The 16,579-nt window shown below is 66.6% G+C and carries 19 protein-coding genes; 7 read left to right on the plus strand and 12 right to left on the minus strand.

All coding sequences use genetic code 11. The annotated features are described in order from the left end of the window. Positions 1–25 precede the first annotated feature (25 nt). From AT699_RS18050 to AT699_RS18075, 6 genes are read right to left on the minus strand one after another with little or no spacing between them, the layout of a single operon-like run. Entirely contained in the window at positions 26–805 is a 780-nt protein-coding gene (locus AT699_RS18050; RefSeq protein ID WP_006386568.1) for a GntR family transcriptional regulator, read from the minus strand. Then, positions 802–2,412, minus strand: coding sequence for a GMC family oxidoreductase (locus AT699_RS18055; protein WP_006386569.1), 1,611 nt, complete (start codon positions 2,410–2,412; stop codon positions 802–804). Before AT699_RS18055 ends, AT699_RS18050 begins: the two co-directional genes overlap by 4 nt. 12 nt (positions 2,413–2,424) lie before the next feature. Continuing rightward, positions 2,425–3,378: a PDR/VanB family oxidoreductase gene (locus AT699_RS18060; protein ID WP_006386570.1), complete on the minus strand. Its 954-nt coding sequence runs from the start codon at positions 3,376–3,378 to the stop codon at positions 2,425–2,427. A 17-nt stretch (positions 3,379–3,395) separates the two neighbouring features. Next, positions 3,396–4,820 carry a Rieske 2Fe-2S domain-containing protein gene (locus tag AT699_RS18065; RefSeq protein ID WP_024069386.1) on the minus strand — a complete coding sequence of 475 codons (1,425 nt, stop codon included), beginning with the start codon at positions 4,818–4,820 and terminating at the stop codon, positions 3,396–3,398. A gap of 27 nt (positions 4,821–4,847) precedes the next feature. Next, positions 4,848–6,344, minus strand: coding sequence for an NAD-dependent succinate-semialdehyde dehydrogenase (locus AT699_RS18070; protein WP_024069387.1), 1,497 nt, complete (start codon positions 6,342–6,344; stop codon positions 4,848–4,850). A 43-nt stretch (positions 6,345–6,387) separates the two neighbouring features. Then, entirely contained in the window at positions 6,388–7,668 is a 1,281-nt protein-coding gene (locus AT699_RS18075) for an MFS transporter (RefSeq protein WP_223821435.1), read from the minus strand. 178 nt (positions 7,669–7,846) lie between these two features. On the opposite strand from AT699_RS18075, the gene AT699_RS18080 reads away from it, so the two are divergent. Next, positions 7,847–8,200 carry a YidH family protein gene (locus AT699_RS18080; protein WP_006386575.1) on the plus strand — a complete coding sequence of 118 codons (354 nt, stop codon included), beginning with the start codon at positions 7,847–7,849 and terminating at the stop codon, positions 8,198–8,200. 36 nt (positions 8,201–8,236) lie between these two features. After that, positions 8,237–8,566: a DUF202 domain-containing protein gene (locus AT699_RS18085; RefSeq protein ID WP_049054559.1), complete on the plus strand. Its 330-nt coding sequence runs from the start codon at positions 8,237–8,239 to the stop codon at positions 8,564–8,566. 93 nt (positions 8,567–8,659) lie between these two features. Here the strand turns inward: AT699_RS18085 and AT699_RS18090 are convergent, their stop codons facing one another. From AT699_RS18090 to AT699_RS18115, 6 genes are all read right to left on the minus strand, one after another. Beyond that, a complete protein-coding gene (locus AT699_RS18090; RefSeq protein WP_197487178.1) occupies positions 8,660–8,950 on the minus strand; it encodes a HigA family addiction module antitoxin in 291 nt (96 codons plus the stop codon). An 11-nt stretch (positions 8,951–8,961) separates the two neighbouring features. Then, the gene (locus tag AT699_RS18095; RefSeq protein ID WP_006386579.1) at positions 8,962–9,240 is read right to left on the minus strand and encodes a type II toxin-antitoxin system RelE/ParE family toxin; all 279 of its coding nucleotides are present in this window, start codon (positions 9,238–9,240) and stop codon (positions 8,962–8,964) included. A gap of 146 nt (positions 9,241–9,386) precedes the next feature. Next, positions 9,387–10,655, minus strand: coding sequence for a hypothetical protein (locus AT699_RS18100; RefSeq protein WP_024069392.1), 1,269 nt, complete (start codon positions 10,653–10,655; stop codon positions 9,387–9,389). Positions 10,656–10,786: 131 nt separating this feature from the next. Continuing rightward, the gene (locus AT699_RS18105; protein WP_145964684.1) at positions 10,787–11,179 is read right to left on the minus strand and encodes a hypothetical protein; all 393 of its coding nucleotides are present in this window, start codon (positions 11,177–11,179) and stop codon (positions 10,787–10,789) included. A 73-nt stretch (positions 11,180–11,252) separates the two neighbouring features. Continuing rightward, a complete protein-coding gene (locus tag AT699_RS18110; protein WP_024069394.1) occupies positions 11,253–11,864 on the minus strand; it encodes a TetR/AcrR family transcriptional regulator in 612 nt (203 codons plus the stop codon). A 19-nt stretch (positions 11,865–11,883) separates the two neighbouring features. Next, positions 11,884–12,480, minus strand: a complete 597-nt coding sequence (locus AT699_RS18115; RefSeq protein ID WP_024069395.1) for an NAD(P)H-dependent oxidoreductase — start codon at positions 12,478–12,480, stop codon at positions 11,884–11,886. A gap of 204 nt (positions 12,481–12,684) precedes the next feature. Between AT699_RS18115 and AT699_RS18120 the strand changes: the two genes are divergently transcribed. The 5 genes from AT699_RS18120 (at position 12,685) to AT699_RS18140 (ending at position 16,576) form a co-directional block, all read left to right on the plus strand. Continuing rightward, positions 12,685–13,305, plus strand: a complete 621-nt coding sequence (locus AT699_RS18120) for a hypothetical protein (RefSeq protein ID WP_024069396.1) — start codon at positions 12,685–12,687, stop codon at positions 13,303–13,305. Between the two features lie 159 nt (positions 13,306–13,464). Beyond that, positions 13,465–13,782 (plus strand): co-chaperone GroES, encoded by a 318-nt coding sequence (locus AT699_RS18125; RefSeq protein ID WP_006386586.1) that lies wholly within the window; start codon positions 13,465–13,467, stop codon positions 13,780–13,782. A gap of 31 nt (positions 13,783–13,813) precedes the next feature. After that, positions 13,814–15,436, plus strand: a complete 1,623-nt coding sequence (gene groL, locus AT699_RS18130) for a chaperonin GroEL (RefSeq protein ID WP_024069397.1) — start codon at positions 13,814–13,816, stop codon at positions 15,434–15,436. A 275-nt stretch (positions 15,437–15,711) separates the two neighbouring features. After that, a complete protein-coding gene (locus tag AT699_RS18135; protein ID WP_020928274.1) occupies positions 15,712–16,155 on the plus strand; it encodes an Hsp20/alpha crystallin family protein in 444 nt (147 codons plus the stop codon). 34 nt (positions 16,156–16,189) lie between these two features. Next, positions 16,190–16,576, plus strand: coding sequence for an Hsp20/alpha crystallin family protein (locus tag AT699_RS18140; protein WP_020928275.1), 387 nt, complete (start codon positions 16,190–16,192; stop codon positions 16,574–16,576). Positions 16,577–16,579 lie beyond the last annotated feature (3 nt).

A 16,579-nucleotide genomic window follows, 5' to 3' on the forward strand; every position in this document is an offset into this window, starting at 1 on the left:
GCTCTACTAGGTTGAATGGCTGATGTCAGCCGCTTGATAAATTCGAATGCGGGAACGCCAGATCCCGCGTGGTCGGGCCCAGGAAGAATTCCTGGTAGTACACACATTGCCCGCGCCCGGAACGCGCCACGGCCTGCATGTAGATGCCGCGGTAGGGATGCGTCACGCCGATGCGCTCGCACGATTCGGCATCGAAATCGGCCAGCCTCGTCAGATGGGTGATGTTGGTGATCGGCAGCTTGAATTGCTGCATGATCACCTTCTTGAAGTTGGCGCCGTTGAGCTTGTCCATGGGCATGTCCCACAGGCGCTTGAGCAATTGCCGGTCGGCATAGAACCGGCTGGAGACGCGGAACTCGTCGTTGATGATGATGATGCGGTCCAGCCGCATGACATTGGCGTCGCCTCCCAGATACTGGTTCCAGGGGCCCGCGCCGGTCACGGGGGTGCGCAGGATGGCCTGCGAGAAGATCGGCAGCACCGATCCGTCGTCGTCCAGGAAGCGGCAATGCCAGGGATCTTCGAGCCGGCGCGGCGCCTCGGCGATGAAGCTGCCCAGGCCGTGCATGCGCACCACCAGGCCCTGCTCGACCAGGTCGCGCAGCGCGCGTTGCACCGTGCCCAGGCTGAACGGCGTGAGCTGCGCCAGTTCCTCCTCGGCCGGCAACTGGTCGCCCGGCTGCCAGATGCCGCGCCGGATCGCGTCGATCAGCACCTCGACCAGCCGCTGGTACTTGGGCCGGCGGGTCGGATCGGGTGCGTGCAACGTCTCGAAAACTTCCAGACGACGTTCCAAGGTACTCATGAGATTTTCTCCCTGTCTTCCATAATCATGTCGGCGCCTTTCTCGCCGATCACGATGCTACCAGCGTTGGTATTGCCGGAAAGCAGCAGGGGCATGATCGAGGCATCGACCACGCGCAGGCGGTCGACGCCGCGGACCCGCAGCCGGTTGTCGACCACCGAAGCGGTGTCGGGGCCCATGCGGCAGGTGCCCACCGGGTGGAAGATGGTGGTGGCGTAGCCCCGGATGAAACGCAGCACTTCATCGTCGGACTCGACGTTGAACCCCGGCCGGTATTCATCGGCGACGTACGGCGCCAGCGACCGGGTGCGAACCAGCTGGCGCGCCATTCTCACTCCCTCGATCATGGTGCGGCGGTCGAACTCGGTGTCCAGGTAGTTGAACCGCGCGCGTGGCGCGGCCAGCGGGTCCGGCGAGGCCAGGTCGAGCCGGCCCCGGCTGGTCGGACGCAACTGGCAGACCGACAAGGTGAAACCGGGGAAATCATGCGGCTTGCCTGCAGTCATGTCGGCGCTGATGGTGCCGAAATGAAATTGCACGTTGGGCGTCTGCTCGCTGTCGTTGGTGCGCGCGAACATGCCGCCCAGCTGGATGCCGGCCGCCACCGGCCCGGCGCGGCGCAGGATCCACTGCAGGCCGATGCGGGCCGTCCCCCACCAGGTGCGCAGGGCGTCGTTGGTGGTGATCGGCCGGGTGCAGCGGTACATGAGCCGCGATTGCAGGTGATCCTGCAGGTTGTGGCCAACCTCGGGCAGATGGTGCGCCGGCGCGATGCCCAGCGCCCGCAGCGCATCGGCATCGCCGATGCCCGACAGCATCAGCAGCTGCGGTGACTGGATCGCGCCGGCGCTCAGCACCACCTCGCAACGCGCCCGGGCCTGGCAGGCGCGGCCGCCGCGCAGGTAGGACACGCCCACGGCGCGGCGCCCCTCCAGGATCACGCCGGTGGCGTGCGCGTCGGACTCGACGCACAGATTGGCGCCGGCGATGCCCGACCTCAGGTAGGCCTTGGCGGCCGAACAGCGCAGGCCATTGCGCGTCGTCAGCTGGAAGTAGCCGGCGCCCTCCTGGCGCGCGCCGTTGAAATCATCGGTGCGCGGCACGCCCAGCTCGTTGGCGCCACCGATAATGGCCTCTATCAGCGGATGACGGCCACGGATATCCGAGACCGCCAGCGGGCCGTCGCCGCCGTGGCATGCGTCCGCGCCGCGTTCGTTGGCCTCGGAGCGCTTGAAATAGGGCAGGACATCGTCCCAGCCCCAGCCGACATTGCCAGCCGCCCGCCAGCGCTCGAAGTCCTCCTTCTGGCCTCGGATATAGACCAGGCCATTGATCGAACTGGAGCCGCCCAAGGTACGGCCTCGCGGAATATAGATCTTGCGATTGTCCAGATTGGGCTCGGGCTCGGATTCGAACTGCCAGTTCAGCTGCGGGTTGAACATCGTCTTGCCATAACCGATGGGGATGTGGATCCACATGTTCCGGTCCCGCGGGCCGGCCTCCAGCAGCAGCACGGTCGTCCTGCGATCCTGCGCCAGCCTGGCGGCCACGGCGCATCCGGCCGATCCGGCGCCCACGACGATGTAGTCAAACTCCCTGGTCTCCACGTTCCCTTCCCCTCAGATGTCCAGCACCACGGCGCCCTCGCGGACGCGCGCGCAACAGATCAGTACGCTGTCGGCGCGTTCTTCGTCGCTCAACAGGTAGTCGTTGTGTTCGATCAGGCCCGACAGGTAGTTCAGCCGGCATTCGCCGCATAGCCCCGCCTCGCAGGATGAATTGCAGGCCACGCCGGCGCCGCGCAGGGCCTGCAGGATGGTCTGCCCCGGCGCCACCGGCACCGACCGGTCGCTGCGGCGCAGCGTCAGGCTGGCCGGCAGGCCGTCCGCCGGCGGCGTTGGCGGCGGCGCCAGGTCGGCGCCGAAATGCTCCGAATGCACCGCCTCGGCCGGCCAATGGGCGCAGGCGGCCTGCACCGCCCGCATGAAGCCGGGCGGGCCGCAGAAATACAGTTGGCCATCTTCTGGCCGCTGCGCCAGCAACTGGCCGAGATCCAGCCCGTTGGCGGGGTTGCCGCCATCGTGGTGCAGGAAGACGCGGCCGCGCCACTTCTCACCGGCCAGATAGCGGGCGAAGGCGGTGCGCTCGGGCGACTGCGTGCAGTAGTGCAGCGTGTACGGCCGGCCCAGCGCGTGCAGCCGTTCGGCCATCGCCAGCAGCGGCGTGATGCCGATGCCGCCGGCCAGCAGCAGGCAATGGCCGGCGTCCTCCCGCAGCGGGAAGTAGTTGTGCACGCCCGCCACCTCCAGCAGGTCGCCGGGCCGCACCTGTTCGTGCATGGCGCGCGAACCGCCGCGGCTGTCCGGCACGCGCAGCACGGCGATGCAATAGCGATCAGTGCTGCCCGGCGCATTGCACAGGGAATAGCGGCGGCTGGCGCCGCCTGGAGTACGGATATCCAGGTGCGCGCCGGCCTCGAAGGCGGGCAGCGGCGCGCCGTCCGGATCGACCAGGTCGAAGGCGTAGATGCCTTGCGCCTCGTACCGGATCGCACTGACTCGCAACTTCAGCATGGCTCTCTCCGCATCCCTCAGCCGGCGGTGGCCGCCTGGTTCGCGCGGTCGAGGCCGTCGAGCCGGGCGCGCACGTGCGCATCGCGCTGGTCCGCCGGCAGCGCGTCGGCCGACCGCATGATCTCCAGCACCTGCTTGCCGGCGGCGGCCAGCTGCTTGCGATCGGCCTGCTTGTCGGCCAGTTCGGGAATGTCCAGCACCGAATCCTGGGCATAGATCGGCAGCGTCCGGCCCTGCTCCTGCAATTGCTGGTAGAGCGCGTAGGGCGCGGTCTTGTCCTGCACGGCATTGCGCAGCAGCTTGCGGCACATGTACACGCCCACGTCGGAGACGCCGGGATGCTCGGCGCCATGCGCGGCGATGCGGCCCTGGCTGACAATGGCCTCCCAGTCGCCCGGCGCGCGCTGCCCCTCGTCGTAGCTGCGGTTGCCTGTCTGCCCTTCCAGGAAGTCGATCTTGTCGACGCCGCAGTCGGCTTCGTTGCCCAGGCCGTCCGGGTCGACGGTGCTGTTGAAGTGGCGGTAGCCGAAGATGATCATGTTCTCGTCGTCGACGGGCACGCTCCAGCGGGTGCAGCCGGCGGTGCCATGGCGTTCGCGCGCGGCGGTCGGCAGCAGCGAGCCGATCTGCAGGTAGTTGGGGAACACCATTTCGGTGATGCGCACCCAGATCTTGTCGCCGGGCAGGCGGCGCGAGGCGATGAACACGCAGCCATTGCCGTCGCGCGTGGCTTCCCATTGCATGACCGGCATGTCGCCGAAGCCTTCCAGCGACACGCCGGCCGAGGTCGCCGCATCCACGCCCTCGACCACCATGTGGTTGTGCAGCACGGCGGTATGCATGTGGTCCATGATGTTCTCGTAGACCTGCAGCCAGTTGCACGGGTAGATATTCGAGAACGGCACCAGCCGGGTGTCGGCGGGCAGGCTGTAGGTATCGAACTCCGGGAACGGCGGCGCCTGGCCCGGGCCCATGTAGGCAAAGACCAGTCCATCGCGCTCGAACGCGGGATAGGCGCCCTGACACACCGTTTCCTTCAGGCGCGTGGCGTCGGGTTCGCAGGGCGCGTCCAGCAAGGTGCCATCCACGCCGTAATGCCACCCGTGATAACAGCAGCGGATGCCATGCTCGGCGATGATGCCGAATTCCAGCGAGGCGCCACGGTGCGCGCACTGGCGGTGCATGACGCCAACGTCGCCGCTCTTGTCGCGAAACGCCACCAGGTCCTCGCCCATGATGCGGATGGCCTTGGGCACGTCCGTCAGTTCCTGCGACAGGCACACCGGCTGCCAATGGCGGCGCATGTATTCGCCCATCGGCGTGCCGGGATTGCTGCTGGTCAGTTCCAGGTCCGGGCCGGGCCGGTTGCGTTGCTGGTAGCCGGAGAACCGCAACGGATGCTCGTTGCGGGTCGGGGGCACGGAACTCGTGGCTTGTGTCATGTCTTGTCTCCTGATGATGGGAATGGATCAAACACGCAGATTCGATTGGCTGACGAAGCGGATCTGCTGGTATGCGTCCAGGCCTTCCGGCCCGCCTTCGTAGCCCAGTCCGCTGTCCTTGACGCCGCCGACCGGCGCGTCCGCCAGCGAGGGCGTGAAGTTGTTGATGCCGATCCAGGCGGCATCGATGCCCTCGGCAAAGGTGGCGGCGCGCTGCAGGTCGTTGGTGAACGCATAGGCCGCCAGGCCATACTCGACGGCATTGGCCCGGGCGATGGCGTCGTCGAGGGTGCCGAACGGCAGGATCGGCGCCACCGGGCAGAACGGTTCGTCGTGCAGGATGCGGGCCGTGGCCGGTACGTCGGTCAACACGGTCGGCGGGAAGAAGTAGCCCTCGCCCGCCAGGCGGGTCCCGCCCAGCCTGACGTTGGCGCCACGCCGCTGCGCGTCCTCGACCAGGCCGGCCGCGGCGGCCAGGCGCCGCTCGTTGTTCAGCGGCCCCATCCGCACGCCGGCGGCCAATCCGTCGCCCACTTCGAGCTGGCCGGCGTATTCCACGAAGTGCGCGACGAAAGCCTCGTAGAGACTGTCCTGCACGAAGAAGCGGCTGGGCGACAGGCACACCTGGCCGCTGTTGCGGAACTTGAATGCGACGCATGCCTGCGCGACGCGGGCTACGTCGACGTCGTCACAGACGATCACCGGCGCATGGCCGCCCAGTTCCATCGTGCACGGCTTGAGATGGCGCGCGGCCAGCATGGCCAGCAGCCGCCCCACCGGCACCGAGCCCGTGAAGGAGACCTTGCGGATGATCGGCGAGGCGATCAGGCGCTCGGAAATCTGCGCCGGCTTGCCATACAGCAGGCTGATCGCGCCGGACGGCACGCCCGCATCCAGGAACGCCCGCAGCAGCAGCATGCCGATGGCGGGGGTTTCCTCGGGCGCCTTGAGCACCACCGTGCAACCGGCCGCCAGCGCCGCCGCCACCTTGCGGGCGGCCAGGAACGCCGGGAAATTCCACGGCACGAAAGCCGCCACCGGCCCGATCGGACGCTTGACCGTGGTCTGCGTCAACAGCGGCGAGCGCGGCGGCAATTGCCGGCCGTAAGCGCGCTTGCATTCCTCCGCGCAGTAGATGATGCCCTCGATCACCCGGCTCAGCTCGCCGTCCGAATCGGCCAGCGGCTTGCCGTTCTCCAGCGTCAGAACGACAGCCATCTCGCCGCGCCGCTGGTCGATCAGCTGCGCGGCGCGCATCAGGATCGCCGCCCGCTCCCAGGCGCTGGTGCGCGACCAGGTGGCGAACGCGCTGTCGGCGTGGCGCAGCGCGTCGTCGATGTCCTCGTCCGTGGCCACCGGCAGCCTGCCCAACTCGGCGCCGTTGGCGGGATTGCGCACCGCCAGCGTGTCGCGCCCCTGCGCGCCGCGCCACTGTCCGCCCACGTACAGGGCGAGCGCCTGGGGATAGGCCGCCGCATCCAGGCTCGCGGCCGCCGCGGCCCGCTCTTGTTTCGTTTCCTTCATGGCTTATGACTCATCGTGGTTCTGGAAAAGGGAAGAAGATCCGTCAGGACAGCCGCTGCGCGCCGCCCGGCATGGTTCCTGCGACCGCGCCCGACGCGGCGATCATGCGGGCCTGCATGCGTCGGCGGCTGGCCTGCGGATTGATGAACAGCACGCCGACGAGACTCACGCCGATCGCCAGCACCGCGGACACCAGGAAGCCCTGCTCATAGCCAGCCGCGATGGTGTTGCCGCTGCCGATGAAACGGCCCATCAAGGCCGGCGCCACCAGGCCGCCCGTGGTCGCCAGCGCGCTGCTGATCGACATCGCGGCCGAGCGCTGCGAATCGAAGGAGATCTCGGCGACGATTGCCGAGCTCAGCACGAATGTCAGTTGCGGCAGATTGCAGCCCAGCGCCAGCAACAGCACGCGCAGCGTGGGGTGTTCGGCCACGTACAGCGACAGCAGGATGCAGGCCCCGCCCAGCAACACGAATGCACAGCTGAGCCAGCCGCGGGCGTAGATCGAAGCGACGCCGCGCTTGAGCATGCGCTGCGACAGCCACGACCCGACCAGCACCAGCGGAATGTTGATGCCGGTGAAAATCATGAACATCCAGCCGGTTTCCTGCGTGGAGTAACCCAGCGCCTTGCTCATGTAGGCCGGGATCCAGGTGAACATCACCGAGAAGATCCAATACGTGGTCCAGTACAACAGCATGTTGGCCAGGAAGGTGCGATCCGTCAGCAGCACCCAGTAAGGCACGCGCGCCTGCGATGCGTCGGCGCTGGCGCCGGCGTTGCGGACCTGCCCGTCGCCGCCGAACAGCAGCCACAGCACCATCCAGACAATGCTCAGGACGCCCAGCAGCAGGAACGCCGCGTGCCAGCTGTGGTTGAGCATGATGTAGGTGAGCACCGGCCCGGAGATCAGCAGGCCGACCGTCACGCCCTGGAAAATCACCGACGACGGCACGTTGCGCTGGTCGTCCGTGAACCAGGTGTAACAGGAGTGCAGCGCCAGCGGATACGCCGGCCCCTCGCCGATGCCCAGCAGAATCCGCGAGAAATACAGCAGCGGCACCGAGGCGAAGAAGGCCAGCGGCATTTGCGACACGCCCCAGATGCCGGCCAGCACCACCAGCACGACCTTGGACGACACCCGGTTGGCGAGGAAACCGAAGCCGATCGCCGAGACCGAGAAGAACAGGAAAAAGCTGCTGGCGATCATGCCGAACTGCGCCGGCTCGATGCTCAGTTCCTGCATCAGCGGCACGGCCACGATGCCAAGAATCGCCTTGTCCATGAAATTGATGACCATGAACAAGGCCAGAAGCACTGTCACGACCCACCCTCGTACATTCACCTTCCCTGGTGCTGCAGTTGCCATGTCTCGCCCCTTGTTTTGCGTTTCGGCGCGTTGACTCCGTGCCGTGTCAAAACTATAGTCCTATATAGTTCTTAAGTTCAATGCCCGGCCGTGTCGGGACTTACCCTAAGACCCTTGCGCTTCACCTGAAAAAATGAAATCCCCTCTGTGGCGTCACCGCGGCAGCGAACCCGACTACCGCTATTCCCTGGCCAACGAACGCACCTTCCTGGCGTGGATCCGCTCGGCGCTGGCCTTGCTGGCGGCCGGCCTGCTGCTCGATCAACCCGGCATGGCCGGCAGTCCGGCCGTGCGCACCGGACTCGCGCTCGGTCTGTGCGTGCTGGCGGTGCTGGCCAGCGCCAGCGCCTACCGGCGCTGGCGCGGCAACGAAATCGCCATGCGCCATGCGGCGGCGCTGCCGCACAGCCCGGCCCTGGCGCTGCTGTGCCTGGCCATGCTTGCCATCGGCGCGGGCGTGTGCTGGCTGCTGCTCAGCCACGCTTGATCCCCCCCTGTGAACCCGGCCAGCTGTGCGCCAACCATGACCTATCCCCGCGATCCGGGCCTGCAACCCGAGCGAACCCTGCTGGCCTGGCGGCGCACCTGCCTGGGCCTGCTGCTGAACAGTTTCCTGCTGATGCGCGGCGGAGCCTTGCACGGGGAACCCGCCGCGATCGGCGTCGGGCTGCTCGTCATGGCGCTGGCCGGCTGGCTGTATGCCCGCGTTCGCGCGCGCCTGTCCACCTCGCTTGGCGCGCGCGCCAGCGCGCCGGACCCGCGCGTCGTCATGGCGGCCACCTGCGCGGCCCTGTTGCTGTGCCTGGCGGGCGCCTGGCACGGCGTGCGCCTTTTCCACGCGGCGATGTCCTGAACCCTCGTGGCGACGCTGCCCCCTATCCTCCCGCGCTACACCTTTGGGGCGCTTTTCATCCGGGGCGGTCACACGCCGGTGACGCAAGCGGGCCTAATGCGCATCCGCCACTGAAGCCAGGGGCCTGACTGGCGGTTGCTCGTGCTGCAATGCCTGCCACAGATCGTAGTTCGCCTGCATCGCGACCCACGCCTGCGCGGTGCCCGCTCCCGCCTGCTCCAATCGGACGGCGAGGTCCGGACTGATACCCGCCTTGCCGTTGAGTACCCGCGACAGCGCCACCCGCGACATCGCCAGGCGATCAGCAGCGTCTGTCACCGACAGGCCCAAGGGGGCAATAACGTCTTCCCGCAACACTTCGCCCGGATGCGGAGGGTTATGCATCATGATGATTCCTAATGGTAGTCGCGATAATCGACCAGCTCGACACCCGCCTCGGTAAAGCGGAATGTCACGCGCCAATTGCCGTTGACCCAGACTGACCATTGGTTCGCGAGTTCGCCTTTCAACGAGTGCAGCTTATAGCCGGGCATACTCATATCCTGAGGCCTGGCAGCCACATCCAGAACGGCCAGGATCCGCCTAAGCTTGCCGGCATGTGAAGCTTGGATGCCTCGCGTCGAACCGGTGCGATAGAAGACCTCAAGGCCTTTGTGGCGAAATCCAATGATCATTCGTGAACGTATCCCGTAACGATACACGATGCGGGAATTGAAGGGGTGAAATTGTGTTCACCCCACGGCATCCCAATCGGCATCGCGTCTGCAAGGACTCATCCTGTGCGCCGAACATTGGACCGTCAACAATGACACGTCGTTTATCAGTTTGAGTCCAAGTCAGTCACCAGATACGCCTGCCCGCCCGGCTTCAGGTAGGGTTGCAGTGCCTTGAACGGCACGCTGCCGTGGGTACCCAGGCAGGCGCCCGAAGCGTGTCCCACGCCGGACACCGACAGGCTCAATGCCCCCGGCGAGGTGGCGCCCAGGGCCAGGTATTGCGGCCAGAGGTCGGCGCAATCTTCCACGTTGGGATGCTGCTCTGCGCGGTCCTCGGGCGGGCCGGCCTTGACCACCTGTTCCACCAGCCCCAGCAGCGCCGCGCTGGGCTCGCGGCCGAAGCTGCGCTTGCCCGGCGCGTAGGCGTCGAAGACGCGGTTCCAATCGAGGTATTCGCCGCGCAGCAAGTCGAAGGTGTATGGCTCGAAATGGTTGGCGGGATGCGCCCCGCCGCAATCCAGGCTGCCCGCTTCGGTCACGGTCAGCAGCGCGCGCGACAGCCAGGTGACGTTGATGTTTTCTTCGTCGAACCCGCCCAACGTGCCCGCGCCGGGACTCGTGCTGGTGTAGGCAGAGGCCATGCATTCCAGCGCGCCCAGGCTCTTGCGCCAGTGGCGTTGTTCCAGCAGGTCATTGACGCGCCGCATGACCTGCGGATCGGGATGACGGCTGAGCCGTGGATAGGCAAACCCGGTGCGCGGATCTTGCCACATGCGGTAGGCCACCGCGCCCGTGCCGACGTCCTTGCCCACCGGCTTGGCGTGGCCGGCCAGCTTCAGTGTTTCATAGGGCGCGCGGGCAGCGTCGATGCCCGCCTTGAGGTCGATGTCGCCCACGTCGGCCTGCGTGGCGCGCGCCTTGGCGCGGTCGCGTTCGAGTTGCGCGGTGTCGTAGCCGGCCACGCGCTGCAGGTCGAAGCGGCGTTGCTTGCCGGTGCGGGTGTCGGTCCACTGCCCGCGATAGCCCTTCTCGTCACGCGTGCCTTGCCAGCTGGCGGCGCGGTCGGGCGCGTCGATCGCGGCCGTGTCCGAAGCCGGAGGCCGCGCCGGGTGCGGCTTGGGCTCGTACAGGACGTCGCCCGTGCCGCGCAGGGGAATGTCGACGCCGCTCTTCGGGTAGAAATAGCGCCCGCTCACGACCCCGTTGGCGCCGGCCGCGTCATCCAGTTCCAGCACCACCTCGCCGGCCCCTTGCAGCGTGCCCTTGTAGACGGTGCGCTGGGCGGCGTCGGCCTGCGTCCCCGGCAGGGCCAGCAGGGCCAGCGCCAGGGCGCCAAGGGAAGGGAGATGAGGACGGAAGATGGACGATGGCATGGGGCGGGCACGGCCGGAAATTGAGGTGGGCCCACTATACCCGAGCCATCTCTGTGCCTTCCGGCTGCGTCCGACGGACAACACGCGACCGCGCGCCGCCGAGCCAGCAATCGGACCGAGGAGGCCGGCGCTTACGCGCGCTTGAGCGCCGCCAGCACCCCGGTCAGATCCAGCGCGCCGGCGCTGGCGGAGCGTTTCATGGATTCGAGCCCGCGAGCCACCCAACTGGCCACCGCCGCATTCGCCTCCGCGTCGGCCACTGCCATCGCGTCGTGGCGCGGGACCTGGATGGCAAGCGCAAGGGCCGCCTTCTTGCCCGAGTACTTCGCCACGGCGCTGAACCCCGACTCGGCGTAATCGCTGATGCTGCCGCCCACGAATAGCTCGATATCCAGCGTGGCGGCGCCAGGCACCACGACCGGCGCCAACGCGGCTTTCAACCTGGGCCGGTACGCGACGACGGCGGGCAGGAACCGCGAGCCGGCCTCCGGCCCTCCCATTCTTGCGCCGAGTGCGACGTCCATGAAAACTCCTTTTTCGGGCAGGCCGGTATTGTACTGACGGGCCTCATTGGCGCGGCGCTGGCCGCGCCGCGCGTCACTTGTTTCGCTTGACCATATCCAGGATGGTCTTGCGGAGTTCGTCGCACGCCTGCGCCTCGGAAATTTCACCGGCGACGGCCGCGGTCGACAGCGCGTCGGCCGCGCCCAGCATGGCCCACAGGCTGGCCGTGGCAATGCCTTGCGGCCCGGCGAAGGGCGCAAACAGCCGCCGGCATTTTTCGATGAAGGCATACTGGTACTGCCGTTTCACGGCCGCCAGTTCCGGCGAGCCGTCCAGCGCCGCCAGCACTCCGGGAATCTCGCGCCCCTGCGTCGACACGCATGCGACGTACCGCTCGGCGATGACGCCGGCCTTGTCCTTCAGGCTCGGCTTGCTGGCCGCAATGGCGTCATCGATGATCGCCGTCTGGCGCGCGTCGAAGTCCTGGTACAAGGCGGCCAGCAGGCCATTGCGTGTGCCGAAGTGGTCATAGACCACCGGCTTGGAGACGCCGGCCGCTTCGGCCAGGCGTCCCAGGGTCAAGGCGTCGGTGCCTTCCTCGCTGACCAGTTTCCAGGAAACCTCCATCAGCTGGCGCGAGCGCTCGTCTTTCGACAGGCGGCGGCGTGGCGGGGAAGCGGGAGCGGGAACGGGAACGGCGGACATCTGTATTCTCGGGTATCGATCAGGATTGCACGGCAAAAATCCGCTGACCGATGGCGTGCGCCGCGTCGAGATGGGAAGCCGGAAAGCCGGCATCCGAAGGAAGCAGCAATTCCGATGTCGCGACGCGCGCGCCGCAGTAGCCGAAGATGCCGTGGTCGATCTGCGTTTTCATGGCGCCGAAGTAGCCATGCCTGCCGTAGGTTCGCATATCGGCGCCGCCACTGGCAACCAGATGCACGGGCAGGCGCTGCAGTTTCTTGACCAGCTTGCCGTCCGCGCCGGCGTCATAGGCCCAGCCGTTGGTGAACACGCGGTCGATCCAGCCTTTCAACAGGCCGGGGAACGACCACCAGTAAACCGGATAGACCAACACCAATGCATCCGCGCGGTCGATCCGCGCCTGCTCGGCGACGACGTCCGGCGACGACGCAGCCTGCTTCAGATGCAGGGCCGCATCGGCCTGGGTGAACCTCGGATCGAACCCTTCCGCGGCCAGATCCGCGATCTCGAAGGAATGTTCCGGGCCGCGGGCGACAACGCCCTGCGCGAGCTGGGCGGCGATGGCATGGGTCAGGGATGCGGGGTCGGGATGTGCGACAACGATAAGCGCGTGCATGCGGATCTTCCGTACAGAGTTTCTATATACGAATAGTAGCCTACTTTTAGTAGATATTGAAAGATCAATCACCCGCGCGCTTCCGGCATGTTCGTCCGACGGTGTCCGCCGCGATCTTGAGCATCCCTGCCCGAAGCGATAAATTTGCTCCAGCGAAATCGTTGCCATGGCCTGCCACGCAGGCCCGTCGTTGGAGTCGCACGCATGGATATCATCGAGACGATCGCTTCGCACACCGCGGCCCTGCGCATGCCGCTGTATGCCGTGACGGCCAGCGCCATCCGCAAGGCCGACACGCCGCTCATTCTCACGCTGCACTGGCATGGCTTTCACCGTGATGGCACGGCGGACGGCGGACTGCGCTCCGTCGCCGGGTCGGCGGTCCAACTCAATCTGCGCTGGCGCGATTTTGCCGTGCTGGACCGCGCGATCATCGACGCCGGATGGGCGCTTGGCGCCTGGGATGTCGAGCGCTTGGCGCGCCCGCCCTGGTGGCGCCTGAACGCGCCAGCCTCGGAAGCCGTGGCCGGCCACCGCGCCTTCGCCGATTATTCCGACCTGCCGCGATCGGACGACACCGTCGTGGTGGAAGCGCCGGATCAGCAAGACCTGCTTGAACTGGCGGCGCGCAAGGGCTACGTGCGCTGGCTGTTCAGGCCACGCAAGGGCGGCCTGTGGCGCCAACTGGACGGCGACGACGATACGTTGGACGCCGACGGCGGACGCTCCCTACCCTGCCCGGTGCCGCTGCAACCGGACGGCCGCGAACTGCGCCGCAAGGTGCTTTACCGGCTTGGACGAGGCAAGGATTTTCTGATTCTTTAAGTTTCATTTTGATGCATTTTTGACCCTTGAAGCGTCTTTGGCCCGCCCATAGATTTTTTGCGCATCCCGTTCGTGGATGCCCGATGCGTGGCGCTGCCGTGCGGCGCGCAACGCGCCGGTATTCACTTTTTGATGATCAAGACTTCAGGAGATAGAGTCATGAAGATCCGTCCCCTCTATGACCGGATTATCGTCAAGCGAATCGAACAACAGCGCAAGACCGCATCCGGCATCGTCATCCCGGACTCCGCCGCCGAAAAGCCCGAGCAAGGCGAAGTACTCGCCGTCGGCCAGGGCAAGCGCAACGCCGATGGCTCGCTGCGCGAGCCGGAACTCAAGGTGGGCGACCACGTCCTTTTCGGCAAGTATGCCGGCCAGACCGTGAAGGTCGACGGCGAGGAGCTGCTGGTCATGCGCGAAGACGACATCTTCGCCGTGCTCACGCCGCAGGACAAGCAATTGAAGAAGGCCGCCTGAGGCCCGGCCATCGCGAATCGAGGAGCAAGAAATGAGTGCCAAAGACGTCAAATTCCACGATAACGCCCGCGCCCGCGTGGTCAAGGGCGTCAACATCCTGGCCGATGCCGTCAAGGTGACGCTCGGCCCCAAGGGCCGCAACGTGCTGCTGGAACGCAGCTTCGGCGCGCCCACCATCACCAAGGACGGGGTCTCGGTCGCCAAGGAGATCGAACTGAAGGACAAGTTCGAGAACATGGGCGCGCAGATCGTCAAGCAGGTCGCCTCCAAGACCGCCGATGTGGCCGGCGACGGCACCACCACCGCCACCGTGCTGGCGCAGGCCATCGTGCAGGAAGGCATGAAGTACGTGGCCTCCGGCATGAATCCGATGGACCTGAAGCGCGGCATCGACCAGGCCGTGTCGGCCGTGGTGGAGGCCTTGCGCAAGCTTTCCAAGCCAATTTCCACCAGCAAGGAAACGGCGCAGGTGGCGGCGCTGTCGGCCAACGCGGATGAAGCCATCGGCAAGATCATCGCCGATGCGATGGACAAGGTCGGACGCGAAGGCGTGATCACCGTCGAGGACGGCAAGTCGCTGGACAACGAACTCGATATCGTCGAGGGCATGCAGTTCGATCGCGGCTACCTTAGCCCCTACTTCATCACCGATCCCGAGAAGCAGGTGGCCCAGCTCGACGACCCGCTGGTGCTGCTGTACGACAAGAAGATCTCCAACGTGCGTGAACTGCTGCCGGTGCTGGAAGGCGCCGCCAAGGCGGGCAAACCGCTGCTGATCGTGGCCGAGGATGTCGAAGGCGAGGCGCTCGCCACCCTGGTGGTCAACGCCATGCGCGGCGTGCTCAAGGTCACCGCGGTCAAGGCGCCGGGCTTCGGCGACCGCCGCAAGGCCATGCTGGAGGACATCGCCATCCTCACGGGCGCCACGGTCATTTCGGAAGAGACCGGCAAGCAGCTCGAGAAGGCCACGCTGCAGGACCTGGGCAGCGCCAAGCGCATCGAGGTGCGCAAGGAAGACACCATCATCATCGACGGCGCCGGCAAGCAGGAAGCCATCGACGCCCGCGTCAAGACGCTGCGCAAGCAGATCGAGGACGCCACCAGCGACTACGACCGCGAGAAGCTGCAGGAACGCGTGGCCAAGCTGGCTGGCGGCGTGGCCGTCATCAAGGTCGGCGCCGCCACGGAAGTCGAGATGAAGGAGAAGAAGGACCGCGTCGACGATGCCCTGCATGCGACCCGCGCGGCCGTCGAGGAAGGCATCGTGCCCGGCGGCGGCGTGGCATTGCTGCGCGCGCGCGCGGCCATCCAGGACCTCAAGGGCGCCAATGCCGACCAGGACGCCGGCATCCGCATCGTGCGCCGCGCCCTGGAGGCGCCGCTGCGCGCGATCGTGGCCAACGCCGGCGAGGAGCCGTCGGTGGTGGTGGCCAAGGTGGCGGACGCCAAGGGCAATCATGGCTACAACGCGGCCACCGGCGAGTACGGCGATCTGGTGGAAATCGGCGTGGTCGACCCGACCAAGGTCACGCGCACCGCGCTGCAGAACGCCGCGTCGATCGCCGGCCTGATCCTGACGACCGACGCGACCGTCGCGCAGGCCGCCGAAGAGACCAAGCCGCAGGCGGCGCCGGCCGAAGCCATGGACTTCTGACCCCTCTCGGACCGGAGCAGCGTGAAGGCATCGCGCCACTGGCGCGGTGCCTTTTTTTTGCGTGTGCGGCCCGAAAAATCCGTCGTCCCCGCGTCCTCGCGAGCCGCCGTTCGATGCTGTCTATGCGCTTGCGCCACACGATTTCACGAATCAAAAATGGCGGGTCTTGAATCCGCGCGGACCGCACTCATATCTCTGTTGAAGCGGTCGAGCGGCTGGCGATTGCGACGCATGAAGCGGCCCCGATCCTGTCCAAACCATCTTGGGAGGTAATCATGGCGAACTACCCATTCACCGATACCGGTGTCGAGTCCTTCTTCGACGCGGTCCAGGAACAGATGGACCGCATCCTGCGCGGCGCGGGCCTGCCCGCCACCCTGCGCGCCCTGCCGCGCGGGCATTTTCCGCCGGTCAATATCGGCGTGTCGGATGAGGCCGCGGTCGTGGTGGCATTCATCCCCGGCATCGATCCGGACACCCTGAAAGTGTCCATCGAGAAAGGCCTGCTGACGATCAGCGGCACGCGCGAAGCGCAGGCGCTGCCCGAGAACGCGCGCTACTACGCGCGTGAACGCGCCGACGGTTCATTCACCCGCGCCATCGAACTGCCGGCCGACGTCGACGCGGACAACGTGCAGGCGCGCTATGTCGACGGCTGCCTGTTGGTCTCCATCAAGAAGAAGGAGTCGTCCAAGCCGCGTCTCATCCCGGTGCAGTAACGCCCGCCCATCGCACTATTCAGGAGATAGCATCATGAATACGCGTAACGAACTCGTTGTCGAACAAGAAAGCCGCGCCGCGCAGCGGCGCCCCGCCACCCTGCCCGCCGTGGACATTTTCGAGGACACCGCCGGCGTCACGGTGCTGGCCGACCTGCCCGGCGTCACCAAGGAACGCCTGAACATCAAGGTCGAATCCGACGTGCTCGTCATCGAAGGCGAAGCCGCCGTGCCGGTGCCGCAGGAACTGCGCCTGATCCACAGCGAACTGCGCGAGCCGCTGTTTCGCCGCTCGTTCCGGCTGGGACCGGAATTCGACAAGGACGCGATCAGCGCCAACCTCAAGCAAGGGGTCCTGACGCTGCGCGTGCCGCGTGTGCGCGAAGCGCAACCGCGCCAGATTCCGGTGACGGTGGCGTAAACG

This window comes from Achromobacter xylosoxidans (assembly GCF_001457475.1).
GTDB classification, from domain to species: Bacteria; Pseudomonadota; Gammaproteobacteria; order Burkholderiales; family Burkholderiaceae_B; genus Achromobacter; species Achromobacter xylosoxidans.